We start from the raw sequence: 18,527 nt of genomic DNA, 5'->3' as shown, positions 1-18,527 counted from the left end.
GGAAACGTAACCCACTGAGGCAGACAACGATGACAGAACGCGTACAAGTCGGCGGCATTCAGGTCGCAAAGAATCTGTATGATTTCGTGAACAACGAAGCGATCCCGGGCACCGGAATCGATGCCGATAAATTCTGGGCAGAATTTGACAAGATCGTGAACGAGCTGGCGCCACGCAACCGTGAATTGCTGGCCAAGCGTGATGCTATCCAGGAAAAAATGGACAGCTGGAACCGGGATCACAAGGGCCAGAAGCTCGACATGGGCGAATACAAGTCTTTCCTGAAAGACATCGGTTACCTGGTTGACGAGCCTTCCGAGTTCAAGATCTCCACCTCCAATGTCGACCCGGAAGTGGCAACCATGGCCGGCCCTCAGCTGGTGGTGCCGATCATGAACGCCCGTTTTGCTCTGAACGCTGCGAACGCGCGTTGGGGTAGCCTGTACGATGCGCTGTACGGTACCGACGCGATTTCCGAGGAAGACGGCGCTGAAAAAGGCCGTGGTTACAATCCGGTTCGCGGTGCAAAAGTTATCGAGTGGGCCCGCAACCTGCTCGACAGCTCGGCACCGCTGGCCTCTGGCAGTCACAAAGATGCTGCCAAGTATGTGGTTGTAGGTGGCAAACTGGTCGTCAAGCTGCAGAACGGTGAGTCCACCGGCCTGAAAGACGAAGCCGGCTTTGTTGGCTACACCGGTGCCGCTGATGCGCCCACCGGCGTACTGCTGGTCAAGAACGGCATGCACTTCGAGATCCAGATCGATGCCACTCACCCGATTGGCAAAGACGACGGTGCCCACGTCAAAGACGTACTGATGGAGTCTGCACTGACAACCATCATGGACTGCGAAGACTCCGTGGCCGCTGTAGACGCCGACGACAAGGCGCTGGCCTATCGCAACTGGCTGGGCCTGATGAAGGGCGACCTGCAGGAAACCTTCGAGAAAGGTGGCGAGCAGTTGACCCGCAAGATGAACGCGGATCGCACCTACACCGCGGCAGACGGCAGCGAGCTGAGCCTGAAAGGCCGCAGCCTGATGTTTATCCGTAACGTCGGCCACCTGATGACCAACCCGGCCATCCTGCTGAAAGACGGTAACGAAGTGCCGGAAGGCCTGATGGACGGTCTGATCACCTCGCTGATCGCCATTCACGACATGAAGGGCAATGGCAAGTTCCAGAACAGCACCAAAGGCTCCATGTATATCGTGAAGCCTAAGATGCACGGGCCGGAAGAGGTGGCATTCACCAACGAATTTTTCGGTCGTGTAGAGGATGCATTGAGCCTGCCGCGCTTCAGCCTGAAGGTCGGCATCATGGACGAGGAGCGTCGCACCACAGTTAACCTGAAAGCCTGTATCCACGCCGCGAAAGAGCGGGCTGTGTTTATTAACACCGGTTTCCTGGATCGCACCGGGGACGAGATCCATACCTCCATGGAGCTGGGTCCGTTTATCCGCAAGGGTGCGATGAAGCAGGCGACCTGGATCAATGCCTACGAGCAGTGGAACGTGGACATCGGCCTGGAAACCGGTTTCCGTGGCGTTGCCCAGATTGGTAAGGGCATGTGGGCCATGCCTGACCTGATGGCTGGCATGCTGGAAGCGAAAATCGGGCATCCGAAGGCCGGTGCGAACACTGCCTGGGTTCCATCTCCCACGGCGGCTACACTGCACGCCACTCACTACCATCAGGTAAGTGTGGCTGATGTCCAGAAGCAGCTGGAAAGCCGCACCCGCGCCGCGCTGGACGATATCCTGACCGTACCGGTGATGGATGATCCCGCTTCTTTGAGCGCCGAGGACATCCAGCAGGAGCTGGACAACAACGCCCAGGGCATCCTTGGTTACGTTGTGCGCTGGATTGACCAGGGTGTTGGCTGCTCCAAGGTGCCGGACATCAACGATGTCGGCCTGATGGAAGACCGTGCGACTCTGCGTATCGCCTCCCAGTTGCTGGCCAACTGGCTGCACCATGGTATCTGCTCTGAAGATCAGATCATGGAGACCATGAAGCGTATGGCAGCGGTAGTCGACAAGCAGAACGCCGGTGATTCGGCGTACCGCCCGATGGCCGGGAACTTCGATGACAGTGTCGCCTTCCAGGCAGCGCTGGATCTGGTTCTCAAGGGCCGCGAGCAGCCTAATGGCTACACCGAGCCGCTACTGCACGCTTACCGTCTGAAGGCGAAAGCCAAATACGGGCAGTAAGAGCTGCGAAATAAAAAACCCCGCTTCGGCGGGGTTTTTTGTGGCACGTCGGATCAGGCAGAGCCTGAACCCTGACTCCGGGCTCAGTCCCTGTGCAAGACATCAGCCGCATAGAGGGTGTTTTGCAGCAGGGTGGCGATGGTCATCGGCCCTACGCCGCCGGGAACCGGCGTTATATAGGCTGCGCGCTCCGAAGCGGCTGCGAAATCAACGTCGCCATGCAGTTTCCCGTCGTCCATCCGGTTGATGCCCACATCAATCACGGTTGCACCCGGTTTTACCCAATCGCCCTTGATCAGGCCTGGCTTGCCGACGGCTGCGACCAGGATGTCAGCCTCACGAACAAACTTCTCCAGATCTGGCGTGAATCGGTGACACACGGTTGTCGTGGCACCCTTCAATAGCAGCTCCATGCTCATGGGGCGGCCGACGATGTTGGAGGCGCCAACGATGACGGCGTGCTGGCCTTTGTAGGGCGTGTCGATGCTGTCGAGCAGGGTAATGATGCCGGCCGGTGTGCAGGGGCGCAGGGTGGGCTTACGCTGCATCAGGCGACCGATGTTGTATGGATGGAAGCCATCAACGTCTTTATCTGGCCGGATTTTTACCAGAATCGGATCTGCATCGAGATGCGAGGGCAGGGGGAGTTGCACCAGGATCCCGTCCACGGTGGGGTTCTCGTTCAGCTCATCAATCAGTGCTTCCAGCGCTTCCTGGGAAGTGTCTTCCGGCAGATCGTATGAGAGTGAGAGGATTCCCGCCTGGTCGCACGCCTTCCGTTTATTGCCCACGTAAACGTGGGATGCGGGATCGTTGCCGACCAGGACTACGGCCAGTCCGGGCGCCCTGAGCCCCTGTTGGGTTCTTGCTTCCACCCCTGCGGCGACTTGCTGTCTTACTTCGGCGGCAATCTCTTTTCCGTTGATCAGTTTGGCGGTCATGTCTCGTCTTGTCGGTTGGGCATCGGTAAATTGAAGGGTCGGCATTGTCTCATGCTTCCGCCGGAACTCCAATTGGACGGTTGTCTGGGCGGCGCGCGCCGGAACTTTTGTCAGGGCGCTTTGTCACTGAAGAGACTGTTGTTTCAGGGAATTTGGAAATACGTGTTGACGGCACCCTCCGGCGCCGGTAATATGCGCGCCAACTTTGCTGAGGCACTTGTTGTTCAGTTCAGACGGGGTATAGCGCAGTCTGGTAGCGCGCCTGCTTTGGGAGCAGGATGTCGGGAGTTCGAATCTCTCTACCCCGACCAAATTTCTGAATGTTCAGGTGGGCGAACGGTTAAGCGCCCGTAGCTCAGCTGGATAGAGCACCCGCCTTCTAAGCGGGTGGTCGCAGGTTCGAGTCCTGCCGGGCGCGCCATCAAGTCGTTGGCTTGGTCCGCGCCGGAGCGACCGTAACCAGCAAAGTTGAAAAGTAAAGGCATGTCCCGATGTGGTGGACGTAGCTCAGTTGGTAGAGCTCAGGATTGTGACTCCTGCGGTCGAGGGTTCGATCCCCTTCGTCCACCCCACTTTTCTTTCAGAGTAGATTCCGCGTTTGTTGAATAGATTGATGGCAGGCTTGCCATCGGGCATTCTTCAGTCTGTTGTGCGCGAGTGGCGGAACTGGTAGACGCGCTGGATTTAGGTTCCAGTGGGGCAACCCGTGAGAGTTCGAGTCTCTCCTCGCGCACCACCCCTTTCTTTTTTCTCTTTCGTCCCCATCTCTGTCTTCAAGATTCGGCCGGTCCCGTGACTGTGCAGCATCAAACTGCATTGCAGGGTGATTCTCTCGGCGGTGCAAAGCATGATAAACTACCGGCTTTTAATTTTCGGTCCTTTTCCGGGAATCTCCCTTGGACCGGACTTTTAGGTTTAATTTCATTCACATACCGAACCTGTAATTTGAGGATCTTCCATGCAAGTGTCTGTTGAAACGACCTCCAACATCGAGCGTCGAATGACGATTGGTGTGCCCGCCCAGGAAATCGACCAGGCGGTCCAGAAACGCCTGCAGGAAACAGCGCGTACCGTGCGCCTGAACGGTTTCCGTCCGGGTAAGGTGCCCATGAGCGTCGTCAAGCGTCGTTTCGGTGACAGCGTCCGCCAGGAAATCGTTGGCGAGGTTATGCGCGACAACTACATCAAGGCACTGCAGGAACAGGATATCAACCCGGCAGGTTGGCCGAAGTTCGAGCCAAAGACCATGGAAGAGGGCAAAGACCTTGAATTTGTCGCCATCTTCGAAGTGCTGCCGGAAATCGAGCTGGGCGATCTCAGCAAGATTTCAGTCGAGAAGCTGACTTCCGAGATCACCGACAAAGATGTCGACAACATGATCGACAACCTGCGTCGTCAGCAGGCCACCATGAAAGAAGTCAAGCGCAAGTCCAAAAACAAGGACGTGCTGACCATTGACTTCAAAGGTTTTATCGACGGTGAAGAATTCGAAGGCGGAGCCGCTGAAGGCCATCGTCTGACTCTGGGCTCCGGCCAGATGATTCCGGGCTTTGAGAAGGCCATCGTTGGTGGTAAGGCCGGCGAAGACATGGAAATTGAGGTTACCTTCCCGGAGGATTACCACAACGAAGATCTGGCGGGTAAGCCGGCCAAGTTCGAGATCAAGATTCACAAGGTTGAAGAGCCGCAGTTGCCGGAACTCGACACCGAATTCTTCAAGAAGTTCGGTATTGATGCCGAAGACGAAGCGACTTTCCGCGAAGAAGTCAAAAAGAACATGGAGCGCGAGCTCAAGCAGGCGGTTTCCAACAAGGTCAAGAACGACGTTGTTGACGGTCTGCTGGAAACCACTGAGCTGGATATTCCGGCTGCCCTGGTTGATCAGGAAATCGATCGTCTCCGTCAGGACGCCGTCCAGCGTTTCGGCGGCCAGATTGATCCGCAGCAGCTGCCCAAGGAAATTTTCCAGGAGCAGGCTGAGCGCCGCGTGAAGACTGGCCTGCTGTTCCAGGAAGTGGTCAAGAAAAACGACCTGAAAGCCGACCCGGCCAAGGTAGACGAAAAGATCCAGGAGATCGCGTCTACGTATGAACAGCCAGAAGAAGTGGTTGCACACTTCAACAGCAACCCGGAGCAGAAGTCTCAGATTGAGTCTTCAGTCCTGGAAGATGCAGTTGTTGACCACGTGCTGGAGCAGGCCCAGGTCAAAGAAAAGAAAGTCAAATATGAAGAGGCCGTTCAGGCCGGTCAGCCCCAGCGCTGATTTTGCCCGGGATCGGAGTAGAAAGCCGGTCCCGAAGGCCGACCCCTGAGAACAGCCGGCATGCCCGGCTGTTTTCATCTGGGGCCGCTGCTGGCAAAGTATGGGGTGCAACTTTATTGAAACTGCCGTGGCGCGAGTCCACGACCCATTGTCCATAAGGAGTTCAGGCGCATCATGACGCAGAAACCAATTGATGGTCCCGCAATGGTTACCAATTCCGGACTGGTACCGATTGTTATCGAGCAGACAGCTCGCGGCGAGCGGTCGTTCGACATTTATTCCCGTCTGCTCAAGGAGCGGGTGATCTTCATGGTGGGTCCGGTTGAGGACCACATGGCGAATCTGATTGTGGCCCAGCTCCTGTTCCTCGAGTCTGAAAACCCGGACAAGGATATTCACCTCTATATCAACAGCCCCGGCGGCTCGGTAACTGCAGGTATGTCTATCTACGACACCATGCAGTTTATCAAGCCGGATGTAGCCACCCTTTGTGTTGGCCAGGCGGCCAGCATGGGTGCCTTCCTTTTGGCGGGCGGTGCTGCCGGGAAGCGGGCGTGTCTGCCGAACTCCCGAGTGATGATCCACCAGCCGCTGGGTGGCTATCAGGGTCAGGCAACGGATATCGAGATTCACACCCGTGAAATCCTGAAGATTCGTCATACCCTGAATTCGATCCTGGCCCATCACACCGGTCAGGATCTGGAGACTATCGCCAAGGATACGGACCGTGACAACTTCATGGATCCGGCTCAGGCGAAAGAGTATGGGCTGATCGATTCAATACTTGATAAGCGCGTACCGAATAAATAATACTGGAAGTAATCGCATCATACTTGGCCGGCGTATCAGGCAGTGACGCCGGCAAAACGAGATCAGAGGTATTTCAATGGCAGATGAAAGAAACGGCAGGGGCGACGATAACGGCAAGTTGCTCTACTGCTCGTTTTGTGGAAAGAGCCAGCATGAAGTCCGAAAGCTCATTGCAGGGCCCTCGGTGTTCATCTGCGACGAGTGTGTCGACCTGTGCAATGACATTATCCGGGAGGAAATCCAGGAGAATGCACAGGAAGAGCCGAGCGATCGCCTTCCTACACCGGCCGAGATCCGCAATACCCTTGATGAATACGTGATTGGTCAAGACCGGGCCAAGGTCGTCTTGTCGGTGGCGGTCTACAACCACTACAAGCGTTTGCGTTATGGCGAAGGCAAGGGTGATGTCGAGCTAGGCAAGAGTAACATTCTGCTGATTGGCCCAACCGGTAGTGGTAAAACTCTGCTGGCCGAGACTCTGGCGCGGATGCTGAACGTGCCCTTCACGATCGCCGACGCCACCACGCTGACTGAAGCCGGCTACGTTGGTGAGGATGTCGAGAACATCATTCAGAAACTGCTGCAGAAATGCGATTACGATGTCGACAAGGCTCAGCGGGGCATAGTCTACATTGACGAGATCGACAAGATTTCCCGCAAGTCTGACAACCCTTCCATTACCCGGGATGTTTCCGGTGAGGGTGTTCAGCAGGCACTGTTGAAGCTGATCGAGGGTACCGTTGCATCGGTCCCGCCGCAGGGAGGTCGCAAGCATCCGCAGCAGGAATTCCTGCAGGTTGATACCGGCAATATGCTGTTTATCTGCGGTGGCGCCTTTGCCGGATTGGACAAGGTAATTCGCGAGCGTACCGAGAAGAACAGCATCGGTTTCTCTGCTTCGGTTGCCAGCCAGGACGATGCCAAGAACACCGGCGACGTTATCAAGGATGTGGAGACCGAGGACCTCGTGAAGTACGGCCTGATTCCGGAGTTTGTGGGTCGTTTGCCGGTAGTGGCAACCCTAAACGAACTTGATGAAGAAGCGCTGGTGCAGATTCTGACCGAGCCCAAGAACTCCCTGACCAAGCAGTACCAGAAGCTGTTTGATATGGAAGGGGTCGAGCTTGATTTTCGTGAAGATGCGCTTCGGGCTGTTGCCCGCAAGGCCATGGAGAGAAAGACAGGCGCCCGTGGTCTGCGTTCCATTATGGAAGCGACGCTTCTGGACACCATGTACCAGATTCCCTCTGAGCATGACGTGACCAAAGTGGTGATCGATGAGAGCGTGATCAGCGGGGACTCCGAGCCCTTCAAGATTTACGCCAGCAGTGATCACGCCAAGGCTGTGCCCGAGGATTGAGTCTAGGCTAGCGGTTGAAATGAAGAGGGGCGGCAACGCCCCTTTTCGCGTTTTTGTATTGCGATATTCCTGCCCTGTTTCGTTTAGTAAAAAGATTGCAATTTTTGCGGGCGCCCCAATGAAGGGTGATATGCTGAAAGAAATACCGTCAGAGGATTCCCAATGACCCGTATACCCGAAGATGCCGTGCAAGAGTACCCGCTGCTTCCGCTGCGTGACGTAGTGGTGTTTCCGCACATGGTGGTCCCACTGTTTGTGGGCCGAGAAAAATCCATTCAGGCTCTCGAAGCCGCGATGGAAGGAAGCAAGGAAATCCTCCTGGTAGCCCAGAAAGACGCCTCTACTGATGAGCCGGGTCCGAAGGATGTGTTCGAGATGGGCACGCTGGCAACGGTTCTGCAGATGCTTCGCCTGCCCGATGGCACCGTCAAGGTGTTGGTAGAGGGCAACGCCCGAGCCACCATCAGCGATATCTCCGAGGGTGAGTACCTGTCCGGTGGCGCTGTCCTGATGGATGAAGAAGGGCTGCCCGAGCGCGAGCAGGAGGTCCTGATAAAGACCCTGATGGACGAGTTCGAGAAGTACGTGAAACTCTCCAAAAAGGTCCCTTCCGAGGTCTCCAATGCTCTCACCGGTATTGAGGAGCTTGAACGCCTGGCCGACACCATGGCTGCTCACCTGGAAATGCGTATTCCGGAAAAGCAGGAACTGCTGGAAGCGCTGGATATCCGCAAGCGGGTGGACTTGCTGCTCGGTAAGCTGGATGGCGAAATCGACCTGATCGAGGTTGAGAAGCGCATCCGTGGCCGCGTGAAAAAGCAGATGGAGCGCAGCCAGCGCGAGTACTACCTGAACGAACAGATGAAGGCTATCCAGAAAGAGATGGGTAACCTGGGCGAAGGCAACAACGACTTCGAAGAGCTTGAGCAGAAGCTGGAAGAAGCCGGATTGCCGGAAGAGGCCCGCAAAAAGACTGAAACGGAGCTGAACAAGCTCAAGATGATGTCTCCGATGTCTGCGGAAGCGACCGTCGTCCGTGGTTATATTGACTGGATGCTGGCGATTCCCTGGAAGAAGCGCAGCCGTGTCCGTCACGACATCGAAAAAGCCCGTGAAATTCTCGATCGGGACCACTATGGCCTCGATGAAGTCAAAAAGCGTATTCTCGAATACCTTGCGGTTCAGAGCCGTGTGAAGAAGGTCAAGGGTCCTGTGCTCTGCCTGGTTGGTCCTCCCGGTGTGGGCAAGACTTCGCTCGGTCAGTCCATTGCCCGTGCGACCAACCGGAAGTACACCCGGATGGCCCTCGGCGGCGTGCGTGATGAAGCTGAAATCCGCGGCCACCGGAAAACCTACATTGGTGCGTTGCCCGGTAAGCTTCTTCAGAAACTGTCCAAGGTGGGCGTGAAGAATCCGCTGTTCCTGTTCGATGAAATTGACAAGATGGGCATGGATCATCGTGGTGATCCGGCCTCAGCGCTGCTGGAGGTCCTCGACCCGGAACAGAATCACACCTTCAACGATCACTACCTCGAAGTGGATTACGATCTCTCCGATGTGATGTTCGTGTGTACCTCCAACTCCATGGACATTCCTCCCGCCCTGCTGGACCGGATGGAAATCATCCGTATCCCGGGTTACACGGAGGACGAGAAGGTCAATATTGCGCTGCGTTATCTGTTGCCAAAGCAGATCAAGGCCAACGGCTTGCGCAAGGATGAGCTCAAGTTGCCAGAGGACACCCTTCGCGACCTGATCCGCTATTACACCCGTGAAGCCGGTGTACGTGGCCTGGAGCGCGAGATTGCCAAGATCTGCCGCAAGGTGGTGCGTGACCATGTGGAAAGCGGAGAGAAGGTCTCTGTCACTCTCACGCAGGACATGCTCGAAGATTACTCGGGGGTCAAAAAATTCAAGTACGGCCTCGCCGAGGAAAAGAACGAGATTGGTCAGGTGACCGGTCTGGCTTGGACCCAGGTGGGTGGCGAACTGCTGCATATTGAGTGCGCCCTCACGCCTGGCAAGGGCCGGGTCGTGAAGACGGGTTCCCTGGGTGATGTCATGCAGGAGTCCATCCAGACGGCATTGACAGTGGTACGTAGCCGGGCACCCGGTCTTGGAATTGCCGATGATTTCCACGAGAAGCACGATCTGCACGTGCATGTACCGGAGGGCGCGACACCGAAAGATGGTCCCAGTGCCGGTATCGGTATGTGCACAGCGCTGGTTTCTTCTCTGACCAAGATTCCGGTTCGCGCCGACGTTGCAATGACCGGTGAAATCACTCTGCGTGGACGTGTTCTTGCCATCGGTGGGTTGAAAGAAAAGCTTCTGGCAGCGCATCGGGGTGGCATCAAGACGGTGATCATTCCGGATGAGAATGTCAGGGATCTCAAGGAGATACCTGAAAACATCAAGGAGTCGCTGGAGATTCGTCCTGTGAAGTGGATCGACGAAGTGCTGGATATTGCACTGGCCTATTCACCCGAGCCCAGGGCTGAAGATTCATCTCCGGAAACGGGTTCTGGCAAGCCGCGTGACGAAGAAGGCGACGCGTCAGAGCGCATAAATACACATTAAAGCCTTGATGAGTTGTTGACATGCCTGAGAGCCCATTGGTATAACTGTTTCGCCGTGAAGCAGCCAATACCAAGGGCTCCCGCGCAGTCAGTCCCTATTCCGAATGCCGGTATAAAGCCGAAAGGAATAAGAAAAGTGAAGAATGGAATTCTCCGACCGCTTATGCGATAGTCGAGAACGTCCGAGAAAAAACAAACCAACCTATAACATCTTCAACCTGAAATCGAAGGGGTTTAGTGTGAACAAGTCCGAACTTATCGATGCAATTGCAGAGTCCGCAGATATCTCCAAAGCCGCCGCTGGCCGTGCTCTGGACGCAATGACCAACTCAATCACCGGTGCCCTGAAAAAAGGCGATCAGGTAACTCTGATCGGTTTTGGTACCTTCTCCGTAAAAGAGCGTGCTGCTCGTACCGGTCGTAACCCGCAGACTGGTGCCGAGATCAAGATTCCGGCCTCCAAAGTGCCTGGGTTCAAAGCAGGCAAGGCCCTGAAAGACGCCGTTAAGTAACGGTTCTTTCTCCGGTGGCTTCTGTCGCAGGAAGCCACCCAAGAAGAATTCAAGGCGCATTCCACACCGGGTGCGCCTTTTTACGTTAGGTCCGCCCTTCGCCGCGCGCTGAAACGAATAAAACTGCACTACCTTGAACAGGGATCCGGGAGAAACATGCTTCAAGATATTCGGAACAATGCCCAGGGCACGATCGCCAAGGTCATCATTGGTCTTCTTATTGTGTCGCTATCCATCTGGGGGATGGACGCCATTGTCGGCGGCTTCTCCGGCGAGCCTGAGGTGGCAACCGTCAACGGCGAGGATATTACCGAGCGGGAGTTTCTCCGCGTGGTCCAGATGGAGAGCCAGCGCCGGCTATCCAGAATGGAAAACCCGGATCCCTCGATGCTTGACGAAGACCAGATTCGCACAGACGTTCTGGATTCCCTGATCCAGGAGCAGGTCCTGATCCAGGATGCCAACGCTCAGGGACTGGAACTCAATGATGCTGATATCGATGCGTTGATTACCCAGATGCCGCAGTTCCAGGTGGATGGCCAGTTCAATCGCGACCGCTTTGTGGCCACAGTCCGTAATATGGGCATGGGCGTGGGCGAGTTTCGGGAAGCCATGCGCAAGCAATATGTGGTGAACCAGATCCGTGCGGGTATCGTTCAGAGTGGCCTGGTGGCGGATGAGAATGCCGAACAGCTGCTCCAGATTCAGAACCAGACACGCAGTTTCCGGGTACTGGATATTCCTGCCAGCTCAGTGGCGGACGCAGTATCGGTTTCTGATGCTGACGTTGAAGCCTTCTATGAAGAAAACTCGGGCGCGTTTCAGCAGCCAGAGCGTGTAGACGCTGCCTACATCACACTTTCGCTGGGTGCCCTTGCTGAGAGCATTGAAGTTGACGATGCGGAGCTTCAGGCCTACTACGAGCAGCAGGCGGCCGATTTGGCCAGTGAGGAGCGTCGGGCGTCCCACATCCTGATCGAAGAGGGCAGTGACGCGGACGAAACCATGGCAACGATCCAGGAGCGCCTGGCGGCTGGGGAGTCATTTGCTGACCTGGCGCGGGAGTACTCCATTGATACCGTTTCGGCCGAAGACGGCGGCGATCTGGGCTATGCCGGTCGTGGCATTTACGCCGAGCCCTTCGAGGAAGCCCTGTTTGCCCTTGAGGAAGGCGAAGTTTCCGAGCCGGTTCGGACATCGTTCGGGGTTCATCTTATTCGCCTCGAGGATGTCAGGGAGTCCGAGGTGCCGTCTCTGGATGAAATGGAAGACCAGCTCCGTCGTGAGCTGGCCCGTGAAAAGGCTCGTGAGCAGTTTGCTGAAGTCCGGGCAGAGCTTGCCGACTCCGCGTATGCCGCCGATGATCTGGCGGGCCCTGCCGAAGAGCTCGGGCTTGAGGTGCGGGAGGCCAACGGCGTTACCCGTGACGGTGGTCAGGCGCCATTTGACCACGCCGGTCTGGTACGGCAGTTGTTTTCCGAAGATGTCCTGGACGCGGGTTACAACACCGAGTTGATCGATGTGGGTGACAACGTGTCTGTCGTTGCCCGGGTGAATAAGTATCATGAAGCCGAGCAGCTGCCCCTGGATCAGGTTCGCGATCAGATCCGGACGACGCTGGAGCAGCGCAAGACGCGGGAAGCTCTTTCTGAAAGGGCTGACGCGATTATCGCTGACCTTGAGTCAGGTCAGAGCCCCGAGGGTATTGGTGAGTGGTCCAGCTATGAAGGGCTGGCACGGAACGCCTCCGAGGCAGGTCCCGCCATTCTCCAGCAGGTGTTTTCTTTGCCGCGCCCTGCGGATGGCGCCCGGTTTGGCAAGGCTGTGATGGCCAATTCTGCCGCGGTGATCGCGCTGGACGAGGTCACGGACGGGCAGGTCTCGGAAGATGGTACCGAACTGAACCAGCTTCGGGAATTCCTGGCATCTCTCGAAGGCCAGAGGGAATACGCCGCGTACCAGCAGTTCCTTCGAAACCGGGCGGAGGTCGAGAGACCCTGATATCCGCGTCATGAAAAAGGCGCCGAATGGCGCCCCGCGATCAACGAAAAGCCCGGTGCGAATGCCCGGGCTTTCTTGTATCTGCTGACCTCTTCTATTGTGGCACTGAGGCTCAGGTCGGTGGGAAGCGGGTGGGCTTGAGGCTTTCCTTGATCTTCTTGAGGTGCCCGAGGAAATCCGCGCCGCGTTTGAGGGTTACGCCGGTTGCAAGAATGTCGATAACGCTCAGATGAATGATGCGAGAGGACATTGGCATATAGACCTCAGTGTCCTCCGGCGCGGTGACGCCCAGCACCACCGTGCAGCTTTCCGCCAGGGGGGAATCGGGGTTGGTGATACCGATCACCGTAGCACCGTTGGCCCGCGCAAGTTGCGCGATATCCACGGTTTCCCGGGTGCGGCCCGTGTAGGAAATGAGCACGATAACATCGCCCACGTTTGCCCCGGCCGCCACCATGCGCTGCATCAGGGCGTCGTCGTAGGACATGACCGGGATATTGAAGCGGAAGAACTTGTGCTGGGCATCCATAGCCACGGCAGCAGATCCGCCCATGCCAAAGAAATTGATCTGTTTGGCCTGGATCAGGTAATCGATGGCCGTTGCCAGGGCTTTCGGGTCCAGCGCTTGCCGAGCCTTGTCCAGGCTGGCAATGGTACTGAGCATGATCTTGTCGGCGAATTCGGCAACGGTGTCGTCGGGCTCCACGTTCTGGCCGATATAGGGGGTGCCGGTGGCGATACTCTGGGCGAGGCGAATCTTGAAATCCGGGAAACCTGTTGCCGAGAAACCCCGGCAGAAACGGTTAACGGTGGGTTCGCTGACGTCGGCGGCTCTCGCCAGGGCAGCTATGCTGTAACGGGTGGCCGCGCTTGGGTCACGGAGAATGGCCTCGGCCACTTTCCGCTCGGATTTGTTAAGGGTCTCCAGCCTGGACTGGATGTCCTCAAGCAGATTGTCGTCACGGTGCGCCTGGTTCGCGGCCATCAATGGTACTCCCTGAATCATGGGCGGTCGTTGTCTTGAAAACGCGGTGATTATACCGCTTTTTTACCGGTTTTGGGGTAGTAAAAGTATCACGAAACGCAGTTTTTTCTTGGAAAAACGATTTTTGGATGTCATTATTTGGTTAAAATTACTACATTGAGTTCTGTCGTCGAGTTTTTGCGACGGACTGCCCACCAGAGAGAAGGAACCAATGGTCAACAAGATCAATACCCGTTGTGACCTGATGCTCTTCGGAGCCTTGGGTGACCTTGCCCAGCGAAAACTGTTTCCGGCGCTGTACCAGCTTGAGCGCGCCAACCTCTTGGCGGAGGGGAGCCGGGTTCTGGCCATTGCCCGCTCAGATGCCGATAACGAGACCGTGCGCCAGCAGTTGTTTGACAAGCTGAAGCAGTACGTAAAGCCGGAAGAGTTCGATGCTGGACTCGCCGAATCCTTCCTTAAGCGGGTCGATTACCAGATTCTGGATTTTAACGAACCCGACGCTTTTGGTGTGCTCAACGAGTGGCGTGATGATGCCAATAATGAGCTTATTGTTTATATGGCCACCCCGCCGTCCATGTATGGCGTCATAGCCCGAAATCTGCGGGCCGCAAGTTGCTGCACCGAGAAGACGCGGGTGGTGGTCGAGAAGCCGATCGGTCACGACCTGGAGTCGTCGAAGGTGATCAACGATGAGCTTGGCGAGGTCTACAACGAGAACCAGCTGTTCCGGATTGATCATTACCTGGGTAAGGAAACGGTCCAGAACCTGATCGCTCTGCGTTTTGCCAACAACCTGTTTGCCTCCCAGTGGGACCAGAACCACATTTCTCACGTTGAGATCACGGTGGCCGAGAGCGTTGGCATTGAGGGACGGTGGGGCTATTTCGACAAAGCTGGCCAGATTCGCGATATGATCCAGAATCACCTGCTTCAGCTGCTGTGCCTGATCGCCATGGACCCGCCCTCGGACCTGTCTGCCGACAGCATCCGGGATGAGAAGGTCAAGGTTCTCAAGGCCTTGAAGCGCATAACGCCCGATATGATGGACAGTTACGTGGTGCGTGGCCAGTACACCGCCGGCACCAGTAACGGCAGGCCGGTGCCCGGCTATCTGGAAGAGGAGGGGGCAAACAAGGGCAGCGCTACTGAGACTTTCGTTGCGCTGAAAGCAGAGATCGACAACTGGCGCTGGTCAGGTGTCCCGTTTTACATTCGCACTGGTAAACGCCTCCCCGAAAAGCTGTCCCAGATCATCATCCACTTCAAGCCTGCGCCGCATTACATTTTTGATCCGGACCAGAAGCACCTTGCCAACAACAAGCTGATTATCCGTCTTCAGCCTGACGAAGGCATGGCCCTGAAGATCCTCACCAAGGACCAGGGCCTGGATAAGGGCATGCGACTTCGTCAAGGCCCTCTGGAGCTCACCTTTTCTGAGACCTTTGTTACCGATCGGATTCCCGATGCCTACGAGCGTTTGCTGTGGGAGGTAATGAAGGGTAACCAGTACCTGTTCGTGCGCCGTGACGAGGTGGAGTATGCCTGGCGCTGGGTCGATCAGGTTATTCGGAACTGGAAGGATGGCGGCGAGCCGCCAAAACGTTACGCGGCGGGAACCTGGGGCCCCGTTGCTTCCATCGCCATGATTACCCGGGATGGCAGGAGCTGGTATGAAGATGTGTGATCTGCGTTTGCCCGAGGGTGTCAGCGACCGTTCAGGTGACACGGCTAATGGCGTGGCCTTGGATCTTGCTGATGCCGTGGCGGGATTTCTGACGGCCCGCCTGAGAGAAGCGCCCAGGGCGAGCCTGGTGGTATCCGGCGGTTCCACGCCGCTGCCATTTTTCAGAGCGCTGTCCGGCAAGGATCTGGACTGGGGCAGGGTAGACGTTCTGCTGGCGGATGAGCGTTGGGTGGAAGAAAACGATGACGCCAGCAATACCCGCCTGGTTCGGGAGAACCTGCTGAAGAATAAGGCGGCCTCGGCCCGGTTCCTGTCGCTCAAACAGCCTGGTGCGACACCCTCAGAGGGACTTGAGCGGGTGAAGGCTGAGCTGGCGGACCTGGCCCTGCCCATCGACGTGCTGATTCTTGGTATGGGCAACGACGGCCATACCGCCTCACTGTTTCCCGACGCACCCGAATTGGAAAGTGCGATGAATCCTGAATGCCAGGAAATCGTTGCGCCCGCCACGCCCGCGTCGCAGCCGCAGAAGCGCATCACCTTGACCTGGCCACCCCTTAGAGATGCCCGATTCACCGCGTTGCATCTGAAGGGCGAGGACAAACTGCAGACACTGGACCGTGCTATGTCTGAACCGGACAAGGTGCTCGAGATGCCAATCAGAGCTTTCCTGAAACCAGGCCTCCAGGTGTTCTGGAGTCCCTGAAACGCCCGACATTTGTTATGGAGAAAACCGTGAGCCAACTTTCCGATTACCACCGCGAGCGCGTCAGGGCAGTACTGCAATCCTCACCTCTGGTGCCGGTCATCGCCATTCAGGACCTCGACGACGCCGTGCCCCTTTGCCAGGCTCTCGTTGATGGCGGCATCAACGTCCTCGAAATTACCCTGCGCACTGAACACGGCCTAAAAGCCATCGAAGAAGTCCGTAAAGCCATCCCGGACGCCTGGGTGGGCGCGGGCACCGTTACCAGCATTGCCCAGTACCGACAGGTAGAGGCCGCTGGCGCCCAGTTCGTAATCACCCCGGGCGTAACCGAAGCCATCCTGGAATTCGGCCTGACCTCTGAAGCCCCGCTGTTGCCGGGCATTGCCACCATCTCGGAAATGATGATTGGCTATAACCTCGGGTACCGCGAATTCAAATTCTTCCCCGCCGAAGTCGCCGGCGGCATCCCGGCCCTCAAAGCCTTCAGCGGGCCATTCCCGGACGTCACTTTCTGCCCAACCGGCGGCATACGCCGCAACACCGCGGCAGACTACCTGGCACTGGGCAACGTCCAGGCCGTTGGTGGCACCTGGTTGACCCCTGCAGATTTGGTCGCGGCCAAGGACTGGGCGCAGATTACCGAGATTGCGCGGGGGAGCCTTGCTGATCTGGCACTGTAATTATGCTTGGATTTTGTCGGATTACGCCTGCGGCTAATCCGACCTACGTGCTTAGTTCTCAATACTCGAGAAACTGTCACGCCGAGAAAACTGCAACATTCTGAACGAGGGAGTGGGGTTCCCCTTTCCAAAAATGTCTGTGGCCAAGGATGGCCACAGCCAAGCGCACATGGATGTGCTCGTAGCGGTTTTTGGAAAGGGGAACCCCACTGCCGCCCGGCACAAGAACCTCAGGCTACAAGGTCTTCCACCGCCGACGGCGGGCTAATCGGGAAGAAATAATCAGCGGATATCCGACCCAACCCGAACAATCTTCATGGTATTGGTTCCACCCTGGGCATTCACATAATCACCCTTGGTAATCACCACCAGATCACCATCCTTGACTGCTCCGCGATTCACCAGCTCCGACACCGCCAGCGCATTGGTCCGCTCGTTCGGAATCTTGGCTGAATCGAAAGGCACCGTTTGAACGCCACGGAACATAACGACCCGATGCTGGGTGGAGTGATGGCGCGAAAACGCAAAGATTGGCAGGCTCGACTTGATGCGAGACATCAACCTCGGCGTGGCACCCGTCTCGGTCATGCAGATAATGGCCGAGACACCCTCAAGGTGGTTCGCGGCGTACATGGCGGAAAGAGCGATAGCTTCATCAACTTCCTCCATGCTCTCGTGAATCCGGTGTTTGGACTGATGCATCGACGGATGCTTCTCTGCGCCCAGGCAGATGCGCACCATGGCTTCGACTGCTTCCTTGGGATAATCGCCCACGGCTGTTTCCGCAGACAGCATCACTGCATCAGTGTAGTCCATCACCGCGTTGGCAACGTCTGAGACTTCGGCTCGCGTTGGCATCGGGCTGGTGATCATAGACTCCATCATCTGCGTGGCCGTGATCACCGCGCGGTTGAGAACGCGGGCGCGGGAGATGATGTGCTTCTGTACGCCCACCAACTGGGCGTCGCCGATTTCAACGGCGAGATCGCCACGGGCAACCATCACGGCATCGGATGCTTCGATTACCGCGTCCAGGGCTTCCACATCGTCGGCCAGTTCCGCCCGTTCGATTTTCGCGACCAGGCCTGCGTCGGAGCCTGCCTCTTTCAGCAGGCGCCGGGCGATGTGCATATCCTCGGCAGTACGCACAAACGAAACCGCCACGTAATCCGCGCCCAGTTTGGCGGCCGTCACGATATCCTGTTTGTCTTTCTCCGTCAGTGCATCGGCGGACAGGCCGCCGCCGCGCTTGTTCAGGCCCTTGTTGTTCGAGAGCGGACCTCCGATAAGCACGGTGGAAGTGATGCTGTGGTCGCTGACCGACTGCACTTCCATCTCAATGCGGCCATCGTCCAGAACCAGAATGTCTCCCGGTTCCACATCTTCGATCAGTTGCTCGTAGTCGATGCCGACCTTTTCCTCGGTACCCGCCTCCTTGTCCATGGCAGCGTCCAGGATAAACGTCTGGCCTGCCTTGAGGGTGACCTTGTTCTCCGAGAACCGTGCGATGCGCAACTTGGGGCCCTGCAAATCGGCCAGCAAAGCGACAAACCGGCCTTGGGCCGCTGCTGCTTCGCGAACCCGGCGAGCGCGGCCGATGTGCTCTTCGGCGCTGCCGTGGGAAAAGTTGAGTCGGGTGACATCCACACCGGCGGCGATAATGGCCGCGAGGGATTCCGGTGAATCGGTGGCCGGGCCGAGAGTGGCGACAATCTTGGTACGCCTGAGCATGGTTGGTGTCCTTTGGTTCTTCAAAATGGTCTCGAAAAGAGTAGCGGAATCAGCTGAAA

General features: G+C 56.8%; 13 protein-coding genes and 4 tRNA genes. 14 read left to right on the top strand and 3 right to left on the bottom strand.

Annotation, left to right across the window (positions count from 1 at the left end):
* The first annotated feature begins 29 nt into the window (after positions 1 to 29).
* Positions 30 to 2,210, top strand: a complete 2,181-nt coding sequence (locus HP15_RS10910) for a malate synthase G (protein ID WP_014577523.1) — start codon at positions 30 to 32, stop codon at positions 2,208 to 2,210.
* Positions 2,211 to 2,293: 83 nt separating this feature from the next.
* Here HP15_RS10910 and folD read toward each other — a convergent pair whose 3' ends face one another.
* Complete coding sequence (folD, locus tag HP15_RS10905; RefSeq protein ID WP_041645301.1) at positions 2,294 to 3,151, bottom strand: bifunctional methylenetetrahydrofolate dehydrogenase/methenyltetrahydrofolate cyclohydrolase FolD; 858 nt, start codon at positions 3,149 to 3,151, stop codon at positions 2,294 to 2,296.
* Positions 3,152 to 3,385: 234 nt separating this feature from the next.
* On the opposite strand from folD, the gene HP15_RS10900 reads away from it, so the two are divergent.
* The 10 genes from HP15_RS10900 (at position 3,386) to HP15_RS10855 (ending at position 12,676) form a co-directional block, all read left to right on the top strand.
* A tRNA-Pro gene (locus HP15_RS10900) sits at positions 3,386 to 3,462 on the top strand.
* A 33-nt stretch (positions 3,463 to 3,495) separates the two neighbouring features.
* A tRNA-Arg gene (locus HP15_RS10895) sits at positions 3,496 to 3,572 on the top strand.
* A 75-nt stretch (positions 3,573 to 3,647) separates the two neighbouring features.
* Positions 3,648 to 3,723, top strand: a tRNA-His gene (locus HP15_RS10890).
* Positions 3,724 to 3,802: 79 nt separating this feature from the next.
* Positions 3,803 to 3,887: transfer RNA gene (locus HP15_RS10885), tRNA-Leu, on the top strand.
* Between the two features lie 222 nt (positions 3,888 to 4,109).
* A complete protein-coding gene (tig, locus tag HP15_RS10880; protein WP_008174593.1) occupies positions 4,110 to 5,414 on the top strand; it encodes a trigger factor in 1,305 nt (434 codons plus the stop codon).
* A gap of 174 nt (positions 5,415 to 5,588) precedes the next feature.
* Positions 5,589 to 6,224 (top strand): ATP-dependent Clp endopeptidase proteolytic subunit ClpP, encoded by a 636-nt coding sequence (gene clpP, locus HP15_RS10875; protein ID WP_039882061.1) that lies wholly within the window; start codon positions 5,589 to 5,591, stop codon positions 6,222 to 6,224.
* A 76-nt stretch (positions 6,225 to 6,300) separates the two neighbouring features.
* Positions 6,301 to 7,584: an ATP-dependent Clp protease ATP-binding subunit ClpX gene (gene clpX / locus HP15_RS10870; RefSeq protein WP_008174598.1), complete on the top strand. Its 1,284-nt coding sequence runs from the start codon at positions 6,301 to 6,303 to the stop codon at positions 7,582 to 7,584.
* A 162-nt stretch (positions 7,585 to 7,746) separates the two neighbouring features.
* Positions 7,747 to 10,164 carry an endopeptidase La gene (gene lon / locus HP15_RS10865; protein ID WP_014577521.1) on the top strand — a complete coding sequence of 806 codons (2,418 nt, stop codon included), beginning with the start codon at positions 7,747 to 7,749 and terminating at the stop codon, positions 10,162 to 10,164.
* Between the two features lie 238 nt (positions 10,165 to 10,402).
* Positions 10,403 to 10,675: an HU family DNA-binding protein gene (locus tag HP15_RS10860; RefSeq protein ID WP_008174603.1), complete on the top strand. Its 273-nt coding sequence runs from the start codon at positions 10,403 to 10,405 to the stop codon at positions 10,673 to 10,675.
* A 156-nt stretch (positions 10,676 to 10,831) separates the two neighbouring features.
* Positions 10,832 to 12,676: a SurA N-terminal domain-containing protein gene (locus tag HP15_RS10855; protein WP_014577520.1), complete on the top strand. Its 1,845-nt coding sequence runs from the start codon at positions 10,832 to 10,834 to the stop codon at positions 12,674 to 12,676.
* Between the two features lie 112 nt (positions 12,677 to 12,788).
* Here HP15_RS10855 and HP15_RS10850 read toward each other — a convergent pair whose 3' ends face one another.
* Positions 12,789 to 13,661, bottom strand: coding sequence for a MurR/RpiR family transcriptional regulator (locus tag HP15_RS10850; protein WP_008174607.1), 873 nt, complete (start codon positions 13,659 to 13,661; stop codon positions 12,789 to 12,791).
* A gap of 211 nt (positions 13,662 to 13,872) precedes the next feature.
* Here HP15_RS10850 and zwf point away from each other — a divergent pair, with 211 nt between their 5' ends.
* From zwf to HP15_RS10835, 3 genes are read left to right on the top strand one after another with little or no spacing between them, the layout of a single operon-like run.
* Positions 13,873 to 15,348 carry a glucose-6-phosphate dehydrogenase gene (gene zwf, locus HP15_RS10845; protein WP_014577518.1) on the top strand — a complete coding sequence of 492 codons (1,476 nt, stop codon included), beginning with the start codon at positions 13,873 to 13,875 and terminating at the stop codon, positions 15,346 to 15,348.
* Entirely contained in the window at positions 15,341 to 16,054 is a 714-nt protein-coding gene (gene pgl, locus HP15_RS10840; RefSeq protein ID WP_014577517.1) for a 6-phosphogluconolactonase, read from the top strand. The genes zwf and pgl overlap by 8 nt, the downstream gene beginning before the upstream one ends.
* 17 nt (positions 16,055 to 16,071) lie before the next feature.
* Positions 16,072 to 16,737, top strand: a complete 666-nt coding sequence (locus tag HP15_RS10835; RefSeq protein WP_014577516.1) for a bifunctional 4-hydroxy-2-oxoglutarate aldolase/2-dehydro-3-deoxy-phosphogluconate aldolase — start codon at positions 16,072 to 16,074, stop codon at positions 16,735 to 16,737.
* Between the two features lie 282 nt (positions 16,738 to 17,019).
* On the opposite strand, the gene pyk is transcribed toward HP15_RS10835, so the two are convergent.
* Positions 17,020 to 18,468 (bottom strand): pyruvate kinase, encoded by a 1,449-nt coding sequence (gene pyk, locus HP15_RS10830; protein WP_014577515.1) that lies wholly within the window; start codon positions 18,466 to 18,468, stop codon positions 17,020 to 17,022.
* Positions 18,469 to 18,527: the final 59 nt, after the last annotated feature.

Origin of the sequence: Marinobacter adhaerens HP15 (assembly GCF_000166295.1) — a bacterium.
Lineage (GTDB): Bacteria > Pseudomonadota > Gammaproteobacteria > Pseudomonadales > Oleiphilaceae > Marinobacter > Marinobacter adhaerens.
This window is presented reverse-complemented; position numbering and strand designations above follow the sequence as displayed.

What these genes read in the sequence shown, in the direction of transcription:
- clpP (WP_039882061.1), top strand. Translation starts at nt 5,589, where the DNA reads ATGACGCAGAAACCAATTGATGGTCCCGCAATGGTTACCAATTCCGGA.
- lon (WP_014577521.1), top strand. Translation starts at nt 7,747, where the DNA reads ATGACCCGTATACCCGAAGATGCCGTGCAAGAGTACCCGCTGCTTCCG.
- pyk (WP_014577515.1), bottom strand. Translation starts at nt 18,468, where the DNA reads ATGCTCAGGCGTACCAAGATTGTCGCCACTCTCGGCCCGGCCACCGAT.
- pgl (WP_014577517.1), top strand. Translation starts at nt 15,341, where the DNA reads ATGTGTGATCTGCGTTTGCCCGAGGGTGTCAGCGACCGTTCAGGTGAC.
- folD (WP_041645301.1), bottom strand. Translation starts at nt 3,151, where the DNA reads ATGACCGCCAAACTGATCAACGGAAAAGAGATTGCCGCCGAAGTAAGA.
- HP15_RS10910 (WP_014577523.1), top strand. Translation starts at nt 30, where the DNA reads ATGACAGAACGCGTACAAGTCGGCGGCATTCAGGTCGCAAAGAATCTG.
- HP15_RS10835 (WP_014577516.1), top strand. Translation starts at nt 16,072, where the DNA reads ATGGAGAAAACCGTGAGCCAACTTTCCGATTACCACCGCGAGCGCGTC.
- zwf (WP_014577518.1), top strand. Translation starts at nt 13,873, where the DNA reads ATGGTCAACAAGATCAATACCCGTTGTGACCTGATGCTCTTCGGAGCC.
- HP15_RS10850 (WP_008174607.1), bottom strand. Translation starts at nt 13,661, where the DNA reads ATGGCCGCGAACCAGGCGCACCGTGACGACAATCTGCTTGAGGACATC.
- clpX (WP_008174598.1), top strand. Translation starts at nt 6,301, where the DNA reads ATGGCAGATGAAAGAAACGGCAGGGGCGACGATAACGGCAAGTTGCTC.
- tig (WP_008174593.1), top strand. Translation starts at nt 4,110, where the DNA reads ATGCAAGTGTCTGTTGAAACGACCTCCAACATCGAGCGTCGAATGACG.
- HP15_RS10855 (WP_014577520.1), top strand. Translation starts at nt 10,832, where the DNA reads ATGCTTCAAGATATTCGGAACAATGCCCAGGGCACGATCGCCAAGGTC.